19 protein-coding genes and 1 pseudogene are annotated in these 17,908 nt (G+C 34.3%); 9 read left to right on the top strand and 11 right to left on the bottom strand.

The genetic code is table 11. The features are described from left to right. Positions 1–298: 298 nt before the first annotated feature. Positions 299–1,306, bottom strand: coding sequence for an SHOCT domain-containing protein (locus ASG81_RS12445; protein WP_056634205.1), 1,008 nt, complete (start codon positions 1,304–1,306; stop codon positions 299–301). A 168-nt stretch (positions 1,307–1,474) separates the two neighbouring features. Between ASG81_RS12445 and ASG81_RS12440 the strand changes: the two genes are divergently transcribed. Then, the gene (locus ASG81_RS12440) at positions 1,475–1,720 is read left to right on the top strand and encodes a helix-turn-helix domain-containing protein (RefSeq protein ID WP_056634202.1); all 246 of its coding nucleotides are present in this window, start codon (positions 1,475–1,477) and stop codon (positions 1,718–1,720) included. A 175-nt stretch (positions 1,721–1,895) separates the two neighbouring features. Here ASG81_RS12440 and ASG81_RS12435 read toward each other — a convergent pair whose 3' ends face one another. The 3 genes from ASG81_RS12435 to ASG81_RS12425 form a co-directional block, all read right to left on the bottom strand. Further along, a complete protein-coding gene (locus ASG81_RS12435) occupies positions 1,896–2,216 on the bottom strand; it encodes an HTH-like domain-containing protein (RefSeq protein WP_235548847.1) in 321 nt (106 codons plus the stop codon). Positions 2,217–2,398: 182 nt separating this feature from the next. Beyond that, the gene (locus ASG81_RS12430; RefSeq protein ID WP_056634200.1) at positions 2,399–2,677 is read right to left on the bottom strand and encodes a hypothetical protein; all 279 of its coding nucleotides are present in this window, start codon (positions 2,675–2,677) and stop codon (positions 2,399–2,401) included. A gap of 122 nt (positions 2,678–2,799) precedes the next feature. Further along, a complete protein-coding gene (locus tag ASG81_RS12425) occupies positions 2,800–3,372 on the bottom strand; it encodes a recombinase family protein (RefSeq protein ID WP_056634197.1) in 573 nt (190 codons plus the stop codon). 233 nt (positions 3,373–3,605) lie between these two features. On the opposite strand from ASG81_RS12425, the gene ASG81_RS12420 reads away from it, so the two are divergent. The 4 genes and pseudogenes from ASG81_RS12420 to ASG81_RS32740 all read left to right on the top strand — a co-directional run bounded on the left by ASG81_RS12420 (position 3,606) and on the right by ASG81_RS32740 (position 6,100). Continuing rightward, positions 3,606–4,256, top strand: coding sequence for a hypothetical protein (locus ASG81_RS12420; RefSeq protein WP_056634193.1), 651 nt, complete (start codon positions 3,606–3,608; stop codon positions 4,254–4,256). A gap of 163 nt (positions 4,257–4,419) precedes the next feature. Then, positions 4,420–4,956, top strand: a complete 537-nt coding sequence (locus ASG81_RS12415) for a hypothetical protein (RefSeq protein WP_056634190.1) — start codon at positions 4,420–4,422, stop codon at positions 4,954–4,956. Between the two features lie 277 nt (positions 4,957–5,233). Beyond that, positions 5,234–5,575: pseudogene (locus ASG81_RS32745) on the top strand (type II toxin-antitoxin system PemK/MazF family toxin); the annotation flags it as partial. Next, on the top strand, positions 5,555–6,100 hold the full coding sequence (locus ASG81_RS32740; RefSeq protein WP_235548850.1) for an ATP-binding protein: 546 nt from the start codon (positions 5,555–5,557) through the stop codon (positions 6,098–6,100). The pseudogene ASG81_RS32745 and the gene ASG81_RS32740, both read left to right, overlap by 21 nt. A gap of 282 nt (positions 6,101–6,382) precedes the next feature. Here the strand turns inward: ASG81_RS32740 and ASG81_RS12405 are convergent, their stop codons facing one another. The 5 genes from ASG81_RS12405 to ASG81_RS12385 all read right to left on the bottom strand — a co-directional run bounded on the left by ASG81_RS12405 (position 6,383) and on the right by ASG81_RS12385 (position 10,529). Next, positions 6,383–6,832: a hypothetical protein gene (locus ASG81_RS12405; protein ID WP_056634187.1), complete on the bottom strand. Its 450-nt coding sequence runs from the start codon at positions 6,830–6,832 to the stop codon at positions 6,383–6,385. Positions 6,833–7,135: 303 nt separating this feature from the next. Then, entirely contained in the window at positions 7,136–8,488 is a 1,353-nt protein-coding gene (locus ASG81_RS12400; RefSeq protein WP_056634184.1) for a hypothetical protein, read from the bottom strand. Between the two features lie 138 nt (positions 8,489–8,626). After that, positions 8,627–8,944, bottom strand: a complete 318-nt coding sequence (locus tag ASG81_RS12395; protein WP_056634181.1) for a nucleoside triphosphate pyrophosphohydrolase — start codon at positions 8,942–8,944, stop codon at positions 8,627–8,629. Next, positions 8,941–9,546 (bottom strand): hypothetical protein, encoded by a 606-nt coding sequence (locus tag ASG81_RS12390; protein ID WP_155971472.1) that lies wholly within the window; start codon positions 9,544–9,546, stop codon positions 8,941–8,943. The genes ASG81_RS12395 and ASG81_RS12390 overlap by 4 nt, the downstream gene beginning before the upstream one ends. 8 nt (positions 9,547–9,554) lie before the next feature. Then, positions 9,555–10,529, bottom strand: a complete 975-nt coding sequence (locus tag ASG81_RS12385) for an HNH endonuclease (protein WP_056634175.1) — start codon at positions 10,527–10,529, stop codon at positions 9,555–9,557. A 271-nt stretch (positions 10,530–10,800) separates the two neighbouring features. Between ASG81_RS12385 and ASG81_RS12380 the strand changes: the two genes are divergently transcribed. Then, complete coding sequence (locus ASG81_RS12380) at positions 10,801–11,868, top strand: hypothetical protein (protein ID WP_235548846.1); 1,068 nt, start codon at positions 10,801–10,803, stop codon at positions 11,866–11,868. A gap of 326 nt (positions 11,869–12,194) precedes the next feature. On the opposite strand, the gene ASG81_RS12375 is transcribed toward ASG81_RS12380, so the two are convergent. Further along, positions 12,195–13,277 (bottom strand): hypothetical protein, encoded by a 1,083-nt coding sequence (locus ASG81_RS12375; protein WP_056634169.1) that lies wholly within the window; start codon positions 13,275–13,277, stop codon positions 12,195–12,197. Positions 13,278–13,303: 26 nt separating this feature from the next. Further along, positions 13,304–14,305 carry an HNH endonuclease gene (locus ASG81_RS12370; RefSeq protein ID WP_056634166.1) on the bottom strand — a complete coding sequence of 334 codons (1,002 nt, stop codon included), beginning with the start codon at positions 14,303–14,305 and terminating at the stop codon, positions 13,304–13,306. A 255-nt stretch (positions 14,306–14,560) separates the two neighbouring features. Here ASG81_RS12370 and ASG81_RS32735 point away from each other — a divergent pair, with 255 nt between their 5' ends. From ASG81_RS32735 to ASG81_RS12355, 3 genes are all read left to right on the top strand, one after another. After that, on the top strand, positions 14,561–15,424 hold the full coding sequence (locus tag ASG81_RS32735; protein WP_056634161.1) for an HNH endonuclease: 864 nt from the start codon (positions 14,561–14,563) through the stop codon (positions 15,422–15,424). Positions 15,425–15,581: 157 nt separating this feature from the next. After that, positions 15,582–16,484, top strand: coding sequence for an RES family NAD+ phosphorylase (locus ASG81_RS12360; RefSeq protein ID WP_056634158.1), 903 nt, complete (start codon positions 15,582–15,584; stop codon positions 16,482–16,484). Between the two features lie 396 nt (positions 16,485–16,880). Then, on the top strand, positions 16,881–17,126 hold the full coding sequence (locus ASG81_RS12355) for a hypothetical protein (RefSeq protein WP_056634151.1): 246 nt from the start codon (positions 16,881–16,883) through the stop codon (positions 17,124–17,126). Positions 17,127–17,908: the final 782 nt, after the last annotated feature.

The raw sequence follows: 17,908 nt of genomic DNA, 5'->3' as shown, positions 1-17,908 counted from the left end.
ACTTTAAAAGCCAGTTAATTATATTGAAGGATAAGGTACTTCATGAAATTTGAAGCCACGTTAGACGATGGAGAACAACTAGCGCATAAGGCATTTGGTTCATGTCACAAAATACTTACCATATATTCCGAAGACCATCACTGGCGTTATCATTGGATACAACGATGGTTAGAGAAACATTTTTAGACAGAAATTTATAGCTAAAAAGGAAATGTTTTATTACATTAATGCGGAGACACTGCTAATAGAAACAGCCTTTGTGAAGTACCCAAAGGCTGTTTTACTTTTTATTCATTTATTACGAAAGCACTTTATTCTTTTGCAGTTCAAATTCTTCCTGAGTAAGGATACCATTTTTATGTAGTTCAACTAGTTTTGTTAATTCATCAGCTATAGAGAAATTTGTAATGTAGTTTTTTTGGTTTGAAGCGTTGTCTCCATCATCTGCTCGTTTTATTAATACACTTACCAATCCATGCCAATGTGTTACTAGTTCAATAGCTTCTTTGTATTTTCTACTATCCTTTCTCTCTCCCTCTTTATTTTTGGTTTTAGTGGCGAAATTGAAGTCATTCATAAAGTTAATCATAATCACTGGGTTCTCAATATCATTTAACAACAATTTCATATCAATTCGATTAACTGTATCAGATTGTATTTTCTTACCAGACAATCCACCAACGATTGCTCCTACACCGCCAGCTAAAACAGCCCCAATTAATGCACCACCAACTTGACTCCCTCTAGAAGTATTAATAACTGATTTCCCATCCTCAACAATTTCCACTTCAAGTATATCATTTGATGAATAAACCTTTCCTATGTTAAGTTCCGAAGACATTACACATATTTTGTTTTCCACACTGTCAATGCACAATGCAGATTTCATATCACAAGAGATATAGTATGCATTTGAGTTCACTAGTTTAGATTTATGAGAATTAAAAGTATCTAGTATCTTCCCTTTTTTATGTGCTTCTGTATCATCTTGTCCAGCAAGAAAACCTAAAGTAATGAGTAAGAAAAATACCAAAGAAATCCAACCTATTAAACTTGACAATGTAAATAACCATATAGTTATACCTACTCCTATTACTAAGGTTATTATTGCATTAAGAATACTCTCTTTTTTCTTTTGCCTTCCACTCAACAACTTACCTTCGTTGCCACAAATACAGTTTATGTAAGGTGAGAACTGACTTTTAGCACATTGGGTACTTGGAACTTCCTTTACCATTCCACATTCATCGCAATAAATCTGGAGTTTACCCTCTACTTCTTTTATGAATTTCATGACTGACTTCATAAAGAACACCCACTTTTTGTTTTTTGAATGTAGCTTCCATTTAAAGCAACTAAATAGTAACTATAAAATTCTATCACACTAAATTGTAATTGTGTACCATTTTGAGTAGTATACTAGACAAGGTAATCGGACGATTTCTCAGATAATGATTCTAAAAGGAGTCCTTCCTTGCAACTTGAATCTGTTTTTGGAAAAGTCGTTAAAAGCCTTAGAATTAAGAAAGACATTACACAAGAACAATTATCATTTGATAGTAAGCTTGAACGCAGTTACATTTCAATGCTTGAAAACGGTAAATATCAACCCACACTGACTAGTTTATTTGATATATCTAAAGGCTTGAATATGAAACCTTCTGAACTTGTACGTCTAGTTGAAATTGAATTTGAGCATTTGCAGAATGAAAAACGTTAAGAGAACCCCTCTTAACGTTTTTTGATTCCTCATTAGAAATGCAGCTATTCCCCTCAATTAAACATACTTAAGTTCTGCTGTAATTCCACCAGCAACCACACCCACTCACCTATTAACAAACTATAATACTCATAAATCATCATTCTTATCACCATTTCTTAAGCTTTCGCTATATCTACGACCTCGGCATTACGTATTTAGATAGCTTTATTCCTTTACTTACTTCTGTGGCATATGAAGGATTTAGACCTGATAAACCAATAATATCTTTCACATTATAATTATATCGATTTATAACTTCAGCATACTTCACTCCAAAATAATGAATATTTGCTACCTGATAACCTTGAGGTGCTTTATCATACATTTGCTTCAGAATTTCTCCTAATTCATTTTTTGTCATTTTACCCACTCCATCTTGTTTATTATATTGAACCGATATAAAACTTTTCGGTTCATATATCTTTATCTTGGTTTTTTCGACACCCTTTCTCATTTCCCTTCATTTTCCATGAAAAAACCTATACGAATTTCCTGTCACTAGGGTTCTGGTCATTTATTAAAACAAAAAAGTATTTTTATCCTTTTCATTCGCTCCCTAAAAAAGAAGCCTTCACATGAAAGGCTTCCAATACTGATATATTGATGAATGTTAAAACTTCAAATATGTGAGTTTAATCATTGTTTATCAAAAATTATCGCCAATGCCTTCTTACCATAGCCATTAATGAATAAAGAATGTTCCTTAGATGTGGTATTAACCTCTATAAAGCGTACAGCTCCAAGACGTATAATCACATTCCTATATTTTGCTTCGGATAAGCCACTTTTCTCAAATGCTTTAGCACTTAGCAATGCTTTATACTTTGCATTCGCCCCATCATTTGATAACATTCTCAAAAATTGAATGTCCTGAACATCAAGATTCTCTACAATAAAATGAAAATATTCGTCCATTTATGTTCCTCCAATATATAAGGTCGCTGAGACGGAGTGCCTATGGGGTCTGAGTATTGAGAAAAGCTTAAAAAAGTAATATTGATCCCCCACCCCTTATACATAAAACAAAAAAGCCTTCTTTAAGAAGACTTCTTCGATTCCGTTCTTTTTGATAGCTCTCTGTATAAAGTGGGTTTGGATACACCTGTTAGTTCGGTTATCTCGTTCAAGCTGTATTGCTTGCTGTCGTATAGTTTGATGGCTTGATTAACTTTCTTCTCGTCAGTTTTAGGTCTTCCACCTTTACGCCCTCTCGCTCTAGCTGCGGCTAATCCTGCCATTGTACGCTCGCTAATTATATCGCGTTCCAATTCCGCAATGACAGCGATCATTTTAAACATAGCACGTCCTACGGCGTTTGTTGTGTCAATGTTATCACGTATGCTAATCAGCTCAATACCTCTTTGATCCAGCAGCTCGCTTATTTCAATAAGCTTCTTGGTTGATCTTGCAAGACGATCCAGCTTGTATACCACTAAAGCATCGCCTTCCCGAAGATATTCAATAGCTTTTGCCAATTCTATTCGATCATCATTTTTACCCGATACTTTTTCCTCAAAAATCTTTATACATCCTGCTTGTATCAAAGCGTCTGTTTGTAAATCTAAAGATTGGTCAAGTGTACTTACTCTTCCATAGCCGATTCGAGCCATAAAAAATCCCTCCTATTTCATAAGAACAGACCAGACTGTACTCTCAAAAAGGGTCTTTGTCCAGTCTAATGTTTCTTTGATAATGAGATGGCTTTTGATACTACTTTTAGGCAATTATACGGAAGAATTAGTGATCGGTACGATTCTTCTCAAAAACATTCGTTATCAAGAAGGTGTTAGATATTGGTAAGTCGAACTTAATAGGACTAATTATTCATAAGGAGATGTGTAAAATGGCATATACAATAAAACAATGGAGAGAAAGGTTCAATTCAAGAAGCGACTTGTCTAGAATGTGTACACATTTAACAAAACCCAATCATAGCGAAGACTTAACAAACCAAACCTTTTCGCAAATTAATATTAAAGCAGTTGATACTTTGCTAAAAATCTTGCAGGACAAGAAACTTAATGGTAGCACTACCAGTACAGGTTATATTACTGGTTCAACTCCTGCTGTTTGCTTTCAAGACGCTCCACTAACAGGACTTATACAAAACATTCGTCATGAAGAAGAAAGAAGAAAAAATAATCCAACCGAAAAATTAAGATATTGTGGAGTAGGCTTGGCTTTTATGAAACAGTTCATTTATAAAAAAAATGGCAGACCAGTCATTTATGATGACAGTACCACTGCAAGAAAATACCTTTCTCCAAATGAACATTGGCGCATTGTAGATTTTAGCTTATCTAATGACAACAATTTAACCGATTGGACTCACGAAAGGGAATGGCGGTTGCCTAATCATTTGTCGTTTGAATATAGTCATGTTCATGTCATTCTTTACAACCCCGACTGCTACAAATATTTCATTGATAATTGCCCAAAAAACGTATTGGAGGAAATACGTGGAATCACTACACTTGCTGTAGTTGCCATTTAGAGAAGAAATAGGTAGCTGTCAGTTAGTTATAGTGACCTATACTTACTAAACGCTACATCAAAGATAAAACGATTTAATGACAGGATTTATTGCTATGCACATCAACGTTAGTCATGTATAAGAAACAAAGTAACAAGTACTTAAAGAATAGAGGATATAAAGTATGAAGATGGAGATCCTCAATAAGTTATCAAAATTAGTAGAGAAAACTGCAAAAACCGTTTGGCTAAATAATATATCTAATGATTATATTCTTGGTCGTTTGTACAGAGAAGCTTCTCTTCAGGACTGTTTTTATTACCATATGAGAAGAGAACTTGGAGACTCCACACTAGATTATTTTAAAATGTTTATCTACCCAGAATATTATTATCAAGGTAAGTATGTCGATATGGCGATTTTAGTGAAGCAGGAAGAACTAGAAGTTCCTATCGCCATTTTTGAATTCAAATATTTGGACTCTACAAATGATAAACTGTTTTATGCTGACGTATCCAAAGTTGTAGACTATATAAAGAATGATACTATTTGTAAATTTTTCTTAGGCTTTATTCAAGAAGTTGAGTATGACTATCCAGAAAACTTTTCATGGCTTAATAACAATCAAAAGTTACTAGCGGCTGGTCGTGTTATTGAAATGACTGGTGGTTTTTGTAAACCCAATGAAGATAAATCACATTGGTTTATCAAAAGTACATAGAAAAAGTCCTGTATATGAATTTCAATCACCCTCCCTCCTTGCTTTATAACCAACAGAATTATATTCTGAACGGAGAGCATCTTCTTGAATACTAATTCCCTTGTAATATAAAAGAGAGCGCTGAACAACCTCCAGCGCTCTCAGAGCATACCTTACATAAATACTTGAATTTGTGAAAACATTCCTATCCATAAAGAGGAAATCTTCAATTAATGCCGAACTATCCTTAATGTCTTAAATAAACAATTTTTTCAAGTAATAATAGAGGGGATTTTATATGATTATTAAACGAATGGATCTATTTTTTGCTGATCTTTCTCCAACAGTCGGTTCTGAACAAGGAGGGGTAAGACCTGTACTAATTGTACAGAATGATATTGGAAATCGCTTCTCTCCTACCGTTATTATTGCACCAATTACAACCAAAACACGAAAAGCCAAACTTCCAACCCATGTTGAACTACGTGCTGAAAGAACTGGCTTACCAAAAGATTCATTCGTTCAACTAGATCAATTGAGAACAATTGATAAAACAAGACTTATGGATAAGATAGCACATCTTGATGATAAGTTGATTGAAGAAGTAAATGAAGCGTATATGATAGCTGGAGGAATTATTTCTATTAACAGTGAAGTACATAAAGAAGTAGAAAATTACTTTACATATACTATTAATGAGGTAGTTCGTTTCGAGGAAGACTATTGTTATGAGTTTAAGGAGATAAAAGGTAACCCTAAAAACAGCGTGAAAAATACTATTTCTGAGTATGCTTCTTCGTTTCTTAATGGAAGAGGAGGAAGAGTGCTTTATGGAATTACCAATGAGAAAGTTGTAAAAGGCGTTGTAGCAACTTCCAAAGATAAGGATGAAATCAAAATAGTTATCTACGATAGACTATTTTTAATAAATCCTGCAATCTCACCAGACCATTTTGAAATAAACTACCATCCTGTATACGATAGAGATAGAAAAATAATAGATGACCTTTATATTATTGAAGTAATTACTCCTATTTCACCTGATAAATCAGCGATTTATTTTGTGAATGGTAATGAATTACATGTAAGATTAGACGGTGTAAAGAAAAAACTGATTGGAACAGAAATAGTAAGCTTCATTAGAAAAAAGATAAACCTTGAATAAATATATCAAAGTCATTTATGTAGGTATATCTCATAGCAACAGATTTCACTTCTGGAATATGATGCTTCTAACTAATCAATTTAGCCTAGGTTGGAGGTCTGAGAGCACTAAACAACCTTCAGCGCTCTCAGATCACGCATTAGATAAAAGTCGGATTTTATCTACGTAAAAATAATGATCCTATGGCTAAAAGAATAACCGCATGTTCTATGCGGTTATTTTAGCTACAAATAAGAGTTGCATGGTCGCGTAGACCTAATCTTAGATTTACTTGCTACCCTCTTACAATAAAGTTTGAAGAATTTTGTCCATATCTTTAAAAAGTCCAGTTAATCGCTTAATTGTTTCTTCGATTGCTAAGAATTTATTGTTATTGATCTCACGATGTATCTTAAAGTTTTCATTGTCTTTTACTTCATATCCATGAAGTTCAGCATACGCTCGCATCATTTTCCTCAATGCATTTTTTTGTGGATCTGACAATTTAGCATCTCTTTGACTAAATCCAAATTCCACCCTAGTTTGTGTACATGCTTCTGTCGGAATGTTATAACATCTGATACGCATCATCAGATTTTTCAAATTCCATGGTGCATGATTTAAAATGTAATGTTGATAGTAAAAATCTTCTTTCCCCTTTTTCGGACCATTTGGAAATGTCTCTATTGGATCTAATCCAAGACCACTTTCTATAAGCTCATTTATTTCATTAATCACACTCTTTGCATCCATTGTCTTTCCCCCTATAAATACAGCTTCATTTGTTCGAATGATTAACTCAATACAATTGCAATGTTTAACTCTGTAATCACGTTAAGAGATCGTCATCAGCAAATTTTTCAGTAAAGATCAATAGAGCATAGTAAACATATCAGGAATACGGTTATTTATTTGATTTATTAACATCCACTTACTTCATATACTAATAAAATAGGAAGAGTGAGTAAAAGCTTTAACTTCAGAGATGATACTTTAAGTTTAAAAAGCAACGGCATATGTAACACGCCGCGGTTTGTTGAAGGCAGCAAACATTCTCTATTCATCTAAATCTGGTTTCACATCTTTATTCTCAACGATAACCCAAGGTACTAATTGATTAGTTTCTCCTAACCATTTACTTGGACTTAATCGATTATGAATTTCACTTTTGTATTTCAGTATATGTAGTATAGATAATTCAAGGAATTGTGTCCCCATACATAAAACTCCGTATTTAATGGTTGAGTTCATTGATGCTATATCAGTCTCTTTAACAGGATGAGCAATACTATTCCTAACCCTTGTTAACAGATGAATACCATCATCACATTTATTCTTATAAGTCGTTAAAGAGTGTACATCTGGAATATCAAATTTAATTGATTGAGTTTCTAATAATTTTTTTATTCGCTTATAGGCAGTCATATCTCTTGCCTTAAATTCCTGTTTTGTGAGGATTGCCTGATCTTCTACTAAATAGGTCCAAGCAAGCATTTCTAAAGCCATCTGAGTTGTAACAATCTTATTTTCCGTATACGTACTTACATAACAATCAAAATACCATAGTAAAATTATTTTTATCGTCTTTGTCCATAATGGGTTATTCAATAGCTGATTGAAATTAATAAACAAGTCATTAATTCCAACATCCGTTACGGGATGAGCCAACCAAGTAGTTTGCTTTTTCCAATCTGTAATAATTGGAAGCTGATAAATAGTCCGTACCAAATGTTCGCCATTAAATCCATTTAGCACACTAATACCTACTGATCTACCTGCACAAAATGATAATACCCAGCTAACATTTTCTAGTAAATCTATTACATCACTATAATTAAAGCTACTTTTATTCAATTTTTCTAATACTCCGATATGCGTAACACCGTATCCACCTTTTTTATTTAATTGTTCATAATAGCTTTTACAGTCGTAGCGTTTTATGATCGTTATCTTCCAATCCTTATATAGTAGTTCTGTTCTGCCTGTGTAATTTAAAGCTCCTTTTTTGATAAAATCTCCATGCATATTTATGAAATTTACAATTCCAAATTCTAATTTAGTTAATTCATTCGACCCTTTTGATATTTCATTTTTACATATTCCTTCAATTTTATTACTCGTGTCAGAAGCATGAGTAACACTTGTAATCATTATGCCTGACGAGAAGCCACTATTTGTACTTAAGTTATAGTTTACAAATTTTAAATGAAAATAATCAGATAAGCCTTTAATAACATACCCCTCAAAATATAGCTGCGGTACTGGTAACCAATTAAGTTCTATTTTCCCGTTAATTAAAATGGATTTTTCATGTTCAGATGTAAGTAACATTTCGCCTTCATAAATTGTAATAGGAGTATTTACTTGGTAATCAAAAATTGAGGAAGATATTATTTCAGAAACATCCATCAAACTCACTCCTATTCAACTACATTTACATTAGTAATACTCACACTACAATATAACTATTAATCACGCTATCGGTTATTTAATCTATTCTTTTATTAGATTTAGTAATTTTTTAGCATCTCACTTACATTGCTAGTCCTATTCAACACTTATTAGTAAAAGCTTGTCCTCAAATCCACCACGTTCTTCTTTCTTTTTAAGTCGTATTCTTTCAAAGGCTTCTATATCTACGCCTTTACTTGCAATAATCCCATATACTACTTCGACTAAATCTGCTAATTCGTCTAATTGCTTATTCTCTTCAGCACTCTGGAATTCATCAAGTTCTTCCTGTAGCTTTACTTTAAGCATTTGTAGGTATTCGTCTTGTGACAGAACTTTCACTTCGCACTTCTTACCATTAGCTTCAATAATCTGAGGTATCTTATCTCGCACAAGCTTGTTATATGTAATCATTGTAGTAGCACCTCTTTCAGTTTAAGCTTCTCAGTTAGAACAGAATAAAAGGTATGCTTCTCATTCTTCAAGCTTATATACTTATGCCATTCATAATCTAACTCAACTTCTTGCATCTTTAGCTTTGTGCTATTCCTCATTTCGTCAAATGTAACTGTGACTGACCTGAAGTTCGAATGTACTCCAGCCCTAATATTACTTATCCGCTCAAAATCCTCTTCTACTTTCAGCATTGTCGTCTTCACTGAGATAAGTCGAAGAATCGAATCATTCTTCATCACAACCACATCTGGTACTTGTGTATTCCCATTTACAGTAACAGTTTTATTGGGTATCAGAGTCAAACCATCCCTATTGTTTTGAAACTGAACTCTAGAGTTTTCATCAAGAATAGCTCCTTCATTGAAGCATAAATAGTGGTACACGTATCTAAAAATTAAGAACTCTGACAACCAAGTGTAATTTGCTGAGATACCAGTGAGATTTTTCAGATTTCTACCAAAGCTAAAATAAAGGTCACTCATTTCAGAACAAGTGATGGTCTTTACATCATCCTTTAACAGTTTATCAAGCTGCTCAAAATAGACATTGTTCACATTCAACTTACAACTCACCCCTGACATGAAATCCAAAACTTCCTAACCAAGTTATTATCGATAGCCATTTCAAGTTCTGCATAATGCTTGTCCCTGATGCTTTTACTACGTAGTTGTTCTAACAATTGCACATTTCTGGCTTCTAACTTGGCGATAAGCTCTTCACTTGGAATAACATTTGACTTGCTACTATTACAGGTTTGATGAGCATACACCAAATTCCATATGTCATCTGCATATAGATACGACCATGGAATGACATGATCGACAGCAGGTGTTTCATACTCAATCTTCTCTCTACATAAGAAGCAAAGATGGTCAGGGTTTTCGGAATCTAGGTATGTTGAAAACTTACCTAACGGCTTACGCCTTATTTGTTCATCATCAATAATGCGAACTTTCTTGGATAACCTTGGCGAGTGATTGAACTGCTCTAGCATCTGAACCCAACGATAGTTTATAGCATCGAATACTATCAACGAGTTCTCCTTCAATGCAATTAGATTGTCCTTACTCATAAACAAACTATCTTCTTTTTGTTCGTATTCGTAGATACCCTCTACATCTTTACCTTCAATTCGTATAAAGCGATAGCTTACATCTGTCTTCAATGCTCTAACCGTATCTCTTATAGCTTTTTTAAGTTCCAAGGGACAAATATTCTCGATATTAGACTTGTACCATTTCACTGGCTTCTGCGAACCTGTCTTTTGCTGATAATACTTAATCAAATTCTGTACGATTGATAGTATGACAGGCGGTTTATTAGGGTTTGAACTTTGTTGAAGATTGAAGAATATCGTTTGTTCAAAGTAAAAGCGAAGTACCTTCTCAGCGATACTTTTCAAGCTAATCTCAACTCGTTCAGTAGAGCCATCATCTTTGAACTCTACTGCTAACTCTGTAATAGCCTTTGCCCATGAAGCTTTATATGTATTGTCAAAGCTACAATTTCTGATGATCTGAAGCCATTTCTCAACGAAACTCATATATTACTCCATTTCTTTCAGTTGTGTTGGTTTTCTAAACCTTTCATTCCAGTTATAATGACCTATATAACATACTACCATATTTCAACAGATTAGGAGACTATCAACAATGGCAAGACGACGTAAGATACAACAGACCTTTGAGGAATTAGCAATTGAATTAGCAGTTGACTGCGGATTTATACTCGCCTTCAACATCGTCGAACCAAAAGCGCTTTAATGGACGCATTTATTGTTATGACCATCAAAGATAACTGTAGAAGAAGTTAGAGTGAGCGGGAGTGAATTTATGCACTTATTTATCGAACATAGAGAAAAGCAAAATCTCATTCCATACCAATTATCAGGAAAAGAGCAATATTATCGTGACCTATCAAACATTGAAGGTAGTTGGACAGGACGAGTCGATGCCCAAATCGCCAATACTTTTATCCATGAATCTGTCCAATTGATCGTTAATGCAATATCTGTTTATGAGATGGGCTACTTTGATTGTGCCTACTACTCATTAAGACAATCTATAGAAATATCAACATCAATGGTCTATCTAATGGAATTGGAATCAGAGAAACGTGAGGAAGAGTTGAAGAAGTGGAAGTCTCAAAGTACATTCCCAATGTTTAACCAGATGATAAAATTCTTGAACACAAATGGGAACGTCTTTGCAGATATGAGAAAGCAAATGGTTAGTTACTTCATAGATCTTCAAAGTGCAAAAGAGCGCCTTAACAAGATTGTTCACAAGTTAGGATTCAATACTTTCTATGTTTCACGTAATCATGCAATTAACCAGCACAAAGACAAATCAACATTCCATAATGAATTTACACAACTTACAGAAATATGTATTGGAGCGATTGCAGTCCTCAGACTTACGATAGACCCTATGCCAGTATTGCTCATGGACGAAGAAATTTACTTAAGAACAGGAGATACCTTGACTGAACCATACACCGAAGAATTTGTAGAAAAATACATAGGCTCAGAGAACATTGAATGTTATAAAAACACTCAGGTATATCAAGCTCATGTTCAAGATTTTATGATTGAAGAAAAGAAGTTACCTTCAGTATTAGATGTAGTGAAACATAAATATGTAGATAGAGAAAGTATTGAAGAAATTCTTTCTCAGGTTGACTTACTGTCATTTATTGATTTACTTGCAGTCATCACTTTTGGACATTCTGATAAAATTGCAATCGTATATGCATATGATGGACTACAATTCTACTTTTCAAATACTAAGTCAGTTCGTAACAAAATTGGTTTCAGTTCTTATTCATTTAGGGACATTAAGCACTCTGACTCTACAATGTTCCCTATGAAGAAGCTTATCTAACTTACGTAAATGCAAACGGTGAAGATTTATACCTAGAACATAACGAAGAGTTCACTCCGACTGAATACATCCATATTATCAATGCACTTAAAGAATATTCGCCATCAAATGAGGATGTTGCCGCTTCCTCTGACCACCTTCGATGAAACATAAGTTTTATGGAAGCGTCTGAATAACCTATATTAACGATAAATCTCTTAAAAACCTTGACTGACGTTTTGTCATGATCTTTAACGTAAACGGCAATTGTAACCACCGTTCAAGCGACTGAATGCAGTAAGAAGCCATCCACTCAATATGAGGGATGGCTGATTTTTATATTGAAGCTATTCTTTAGATTCAACAACTACATCTACGTGACCATTCAATAACTCTGACAATGAAAAGTAACAATGTCCTGAAAGTCCGCTAATTCTTGGTCTATGAACCAACCGTATATTCTTCTTTTTGGATAATACATAAAATCTGTATTCAATGTCCCTTTCGAATCCGAAGTTTGCTCTTCGATCCTCTATATATCTCTTTACTCTCTCTTTACCAGCTAAATTACTTTTATCAATAATAACTTCATATGATGGATTATTCGGATTAATAACAACTATGTCCTCAATTTGATAAAGTGTGTCCATGTACCCGCCTTTTTCCCTAAAAGCAATGTACAACGGTGTTTTGTATGAATAAGAATTAGGACAAGAATGAATGTCATATTGAGTAATCTGTTGTATTGTACCTGCTGCTGGAACTGATAATACTTCTTTTTCGTAAAACTTCATTCCACCATCTACCTCCAATAAAAACTTCAGGTATTCTCTAATAAGTCTTTTTTGTAGAATACTCTCTTCCTTTATTAAAGCAAGTACATCATTAAGTATTTCGATTACTTCCATCCAAGTTAGGCTTACAAAGTAATGCTTGTCATTGTCAAAAATATGACGATACTTTGACAACGTTATACCTATCTTAGGGACGTTAACATCACTTGGGAAAGAAGTTGGATCAAAATAACTTAACAATTGACTTGTAATATCCCCGACATCGTTTTGCTTAATACTCTTCGCCTCAATCACAAGGAGAAGTAGCTTCTTATTATCTTTATAGAATGTTATTGTAATATCTCTTCGTATGATAGGTTTGCCGTTTGATAACATTTCAGCATCAATTGTTACCAAATCTGATGATTCAAGAGATTTGAAATTTACATTAACTTTATTCTTAAGCAGTGTACTAATTGACTTGTTTTGCAGCAGTCTTGAAATCAACCCAGGATAAACAGAAAATAAATACGCAAGCCCTTTGGTTTGTTTGGTTTCATTGTCACCACTTATGAGATCATAGAACGTTGATTCGAAAGTTGAACTATCACTTTTGTACAACCTAAAGACATTCTTTATGTTTGTTAGCTTAACCATTAATATGCCTACCCTCAATTAACAATTTATTGTTTACACTTGTTATTTCGTAACATAGACTTCAATTGTTCCACCGTTAGTACATCATCATGTCTTCTATGAATCATCCTATGGCAATTAGCACATACAGGTACAAGATCAGTCTCAGGATTAATCTCAACCTCATCGCCACCAAACGTACTAAGCGGATTGACATGATGTACCTCTATAAAATCATTTCCTCTTTCACCATATACTTTCTCAAAATTAAATCCACACGCGTAACAATCAACGCCATGTATTTGTATTGCACTCTCTCTATTTTGAGAATTACGTTCATATCTCTTTCCGTAATATTCTTTTGAAGCTCCTTCTTTTCTTAATTCATTTTCAATTTCATCTGATTTAATGTCTGCTTCGATTGTTTTCCTTAACTTATTCTCATTAAAGCCAATACCTTGAACTTCATACTCATACTGCTTTAAACGGTCATAGGCAGTTTTACGTTCTTTTAATGAAAATAAGCCAACATATTGAGGAAGCAGTACACTTGCTTCAATAGTTAAATCCAACCTTCCCTTTTCCCATAACTTATCAAAACCTGTAGTAACCTTGTCTTTCGCAAGAAAATCTTGTGCTACCTTTACAGCTCCATCTCTATTGATAAGTTGGATGAAAAGGGATGCATTATAACCACACTCTTTTCTAGCTGTGTTGTAGGCGTCAATTACTGTTTTATGAAAACCCCTAATCAAAGCATCTATATCATTTAAATCTGACTTTGTATTATTGAAATCCTCCACTACAATGAACCCTAAACGCTTAAGAAAGTTATTGGATTCAACCCCTCCGCTGAATTCAGAAGGCTCTAGTTCAGAGCCATTAGCATATCTATTTGCTATGCTAATCGCATACTTAGGTGGATAATGTTTTTCATTGTATACCACCACATATTTTGTTGATTCTCTATGGTTAGCAATACCATGTTTGTCTATAAATTCAATGGCACTAATAATATGATTTGCTTTTATATTTTTGGGAATAGGCATGATCTGTTCCTCCATTAATCATTCTGTTTATACCTTTTGGCTTATGTTTGATTTCGACTACTTTTGTCAGTATCCTCCAAAACTCTTTGATAATCTTTCCATTTTAGCTATAATGACCTAGTATATCTCATAAAGAATCGAGGATAATAATTGACTGTTAAATTGGTCAAATACTACAAATCAAGAGTGATTACTTATACTATCCTATTCGCTTATTTGCTAGACACCTAAACTAGAGGAAATGGGATGAAATAATTGAAGTATGATATTGTAATTGATCTTGTCGGTTTGATAAATAGCCAGTCAGATAAACTACACAATTATAAAGTCACGAAACTAAGACAAGATCAAATTGAAACTGTTCATAAAAGGACGTCCCTCTCATTTGCAATTGACTCTTTCTTTATTGAAAAATCCACTGGCGAAGCCCTTTATTTTTTGTTTACTGATTGGCACGAGAAAAAAGATGGAAACTATCACCTTATTCTTTTTCAAAAAGTCAAATCGTCGAGTCCAATTGTCGAGCTACATCAAACTCAAACAATATCCCACATAGGTGTTAATCTCTTATGGAAATATGCGCCTAAAAAGCACGATATTAAAAACCCAGAGAGAATAGCATACTTCAAACACTACTTTGGTGGTGATGTTAATGTCTCAATATCAATTCCAACATCGCCAGACAAACTAGAACTTTTCATCGACGATCTCTTTGCACTTGTCGACAACAGGCTAAAAGCTGATGAACTTTCTGAAGACGCCCCAGAGGTGCGGCGTGAATTCCCAGAAGGTCGCCTGTACGAGAAGCTTCACAAGCAAAGAGAGCGTAGTTCAAAAGTAGTCAAACTAGCCAAGCAGAACATGAAGCAACAGCTAGGTAAACTGATATGTCAGGTATGCCATTTTGATTTTGGACAAACATATGGGGCTTTAGGAGAAGACTTTATCGAAGCACATCACACAATACCTGTAAGTGAGTTAAATGGAAACTCAATAACCAAAATTGAGGACATTGCTTTGGTTTGTTCTAACTGTCATAGAATGCTTCATCGAAAAAGACCATGGCTAGGAATAAACCAATTAAAATCTATACTTCAAGCACCTAGTTCGGTTACATAAAATTCAGATTTCATATAAGGTACAATGCTCGTTAAGTTTATTTCCTAGGCTAACGAAAATGTGCCTTCTTCTATCGGAAATCTATCTGTAATATTAAACCAAACAGCCAATCCTTAACGACAACAATAACGAACAGCGATCTACAGTAGTAACCATTTTGAATTTGGAGGGGTTTTTCCTGACCAACAAAGATGCACTGCACGATGCAAGTGAGTTATGGGGTAGTTTTAAAGACGAAGTGTTATACAAAAACAGGTTCATTATCAGCCATGAAGTCTTAGACTATATTACAAATCTAAGTGAAAATCATAAAACAATCATTGAATCAGAACGAGTTTTATACAGAGCAAGACTATTTGACGGTGACGTATCAGCTGTACGACATCTCAATGACCTTGCTAAGAACGATGAAAATAACTCTGGAAACTCTAGCTTCACCCTAGAACATGCATTCTTCTTACAACATTATAACTTAAAACGTGATCCTGGATTCTGGGGGTACAATAAGCAAGAATCCTTTATTCCTTTGAAAAACGACTTTATAAATGACGGTAGAGCCAATCCTGCCTTTATTAAATACCTATATACAGCAGAAGATGCTTATACAGCTATGGTCGAAGTGAGACCTTATCTGAAAAGCGTTGTTAGCATTGCAGAGATAAGGGTGAATTCGCCAATTACTGTAGCAGATTTTTCATATGAATCTTTGAAAGACCTTCAAAGTGTGGGGGAAATTCTTATGTACTTAATAATGAATGACTTTTCAAAACCAGCAAATTCAGACAAAAAAAGTTATATCCCCACCCAGTACGTTGCCGAATTCATAAAAACATTGGGCTTGGATGGAATACGGTTTAATAGTTCACTACATGGACAAGGAAGGAATATTACAATCTTCGATTATAAAGATTGCGAGCCAGTCAGCTCATCGCTTTACGAGATTGATGATATTTGTTTTGAAGCAAAGAATATCGCTCCTAAAGGACTACCAGATTTATTGCATGATAAACTCCTAATGGCAAGACAAAAAGAAGTTGATAATATTCTCAAACGAAACTAGAAGAGAACTGAGCAGCAAAATAATAATACGTAATTTCCATCTACATCATGTTTAAGGAGTCTTTTGTATCAACAACATCTCCAAGCTTTATGGAGAACCATTTCTGAGCAGCCTACGCCTTCGTCTATCGAGGATGAATGATCCAGAAGGAGTAGCGTACTTCCTCACAGCTACAGATGACGGTTCAGCAGCCAGATGCTTAACTTCCAGTTGCATTCAGACACAAAATCATCGATGACGATCTAGGCTAAACGATTGAAGAACCCGTTAAGCTAATGGTGAGTTAACTTTCTCAATTGTATATAATCACATTTTTTGTTTTTAGTAGATAGAGGGAATTTACGCTTATTGTCGAAAAGGAATATGCTCAACTAAATTTGATTTTGGAGGAAAACAATGATAACTATTCATGATTATTTGAATACCCACTTAAAACAGCATTGGAATAAGACACGCTTACAAACTCTTGCTGGATCACCATTCTTACAGGATATTGATAAGGAACTTGATAGCTTAGTAAATAAACCATTTACACTAAAACAATTAGATGATGGATACAAGGAAGCTAAGAATATCGAAAACATTAAAGAAGTTGAGGATATAGTAGCTGCTTTCATTTTTAACATGAGTAATCCCGTTTAATTCGTTTTATGTACAGGCTATCGGGTAATGATAGTTCAATATAGACGCAGCTAATAAGCAGCTTGATATGAGTAAAATGAACCTTCTAGTCTTTGCAAAAGACATGAAGGTTCCATCACGCACTAACACGAATAAGAGATTATTGAAGCCCTCTACAGCACACATAAGCCTATCTTCAGTGTCAAAACGAATCAGGAATGCCCAAGTCAGCCAGAGATTGAATTTGAGCCTACAGGATCATTTCAGACGCACCTCAACAAACGAATCTATCCTCGCACTACATTTAAAGGCAGGCTTATTCTTTGAGGTCTTTAATGTATTCTCCTACCCTCACGAATCTTATAATGTAGCCACGACTATCTGATGGGCTTTATATAGACATAAGAAAAGCACCATCGAATGGTGATGCTTATTTTATAGCTACTCTTTTATTAAGCTTATATGACTCGAAATAACAATTCAATGTCCTTATTTATGTCCGTTTTAGCAAGTTGACAGCCTTTATCCTCATACTCAATTACGCTGAAATTTTTACTCGTGATATAGAAGTTCTTTAGCTTCAAGAAACTGGATAGAGGAAAATCATGTTCATACCAACATTCCTTGAATCCAACAATACCATGCGTTTTTATTAGTAAGTCCAAGCTTTTTACAACTGTTTCAACAAAATCAATCGTTCTACATGAGTCTGTAAAATTCTTTGTGTAAACTCCAAAACCTATTAAAATAGGAATAGACGAAAGGTTGGGAGAACACATGGGACTTTGGACGAAACAGCAGCT

Origin of the sequence: Paenibacillus sp. Soil522 (assembly GCF_001428245.1) — a bacterium.
Taxonomy (GTDB): Bacteria; Bacillota; Bacilli; order Paenibacillales; family Paenibacillaceae; genus Pristimantibacillus.
The sequence above is the reverse complement of the archived record's forward strand: the minus strand, read 5'-3'. Positions and strand labels throughout refer to the sequence as shown.

Excerpts from the sequence above, each read along its gene's own strand:
- ASG81_RS12445 (WP_056634205.1), bottom strand. The coding sequence starts at position 1,306 with ATGAAGTCAGTCATGAAATTCATAAAAGAAGTAGAGGGTAAACTCCAG.
- ASG81_RS12435 (WP_235548847.1), bottom strand. The coding sequence starts at position 2,216 with ATGAGAAAGGGTGTCGAAAAAACCAAGATAAAGATATATGAACCGAAA.
- ASG81_RS12430 (WP_056634200.1), bottom strand. The coding sequence starts at position 2,677 with ATGGACGAATATTTTCATTTTATTGTAGAGAATCTTGATGTTCAGGAC.
- ASG81_RS12425 (WP_056634197.1), bottom strand. The coding sequence starts at position 3,372 with ATGGCTCGAATCGGCTATGGAAGAGTAAGTACACTTGACCAATCTTTA.
- ASG81_RS12420 (WP_056634193.1), top strand. The coding sequence starts at position 3,606 with ATGGCATATACAATAAAACAATGGAGAGAAAGGTTCAATTCAAGAAGC.
- ASG81_RS12415 (WP_056634190.1), top strand. The coding sequence starts at position 4,420 with ATGAAGATGGAGATCCTCAATAAGTTATCAAAATTAGTAGAGAAAACT.
- ASG81_RS32740 (WP_235548850.1), top strand. The coding sequence starts at position 5,555 with ATGATAGCTGGAGGAATTATTTCTATTAACAGTGAAGTACATAAAGAA.
- ASG81_RS12405 (WP_056634187.1), bottom strand. The coding sequence starts at position 6,832 with ATGGATGCAAAGAGTGTGATTAATGAAATAAATGAGCTTATAGAAAGT.
- ASG81_RS12400 (WP_056634184.1), bottom strand. The coding sequence starts at position 8,488 with ATGGATGTTTCTGAAATAATATCTTCCTCAATTTTTGATTACCAAGTA.
- ASG81_RS12395 (WP_056634181.1), bottom strand. The coding sequence starts at position 8,944 with ATGATTACATATAACAAGCTTGTGCGAGATAAGATACCTCAGATTATT.
- ASG81_RS12385 (WP_056634175.1), bottom strand. The coding sequence starts at position 10,529 with ATGAGTTTCGTTGAGAAATGGCTTCAGATCATCAGAAATTGTAGCTTT.
- ASG81_RS12375 (WP_056634169.1), bottom strand. The coding sequence starts at position 13,277 with ATGGTTAAGCTAACAAACATAAAGAATGTCTTTAGGTTGTACAAAAGT.
- ASG81_RS12370 (WP_056634166.1), bottom strand. The coding sequence starts at position 14,305 with ATGCCTATTCCCAAAAATATAAAAGCAAATCATATTATTAGTGCCATT.
- ASG81_RS12355 (WP_056634151.1), top strand. The coding sequence starts at position 16,881 with ATGATAACTATTCATGATTATTTGAATACCCACTTAAAACAGCATTGG.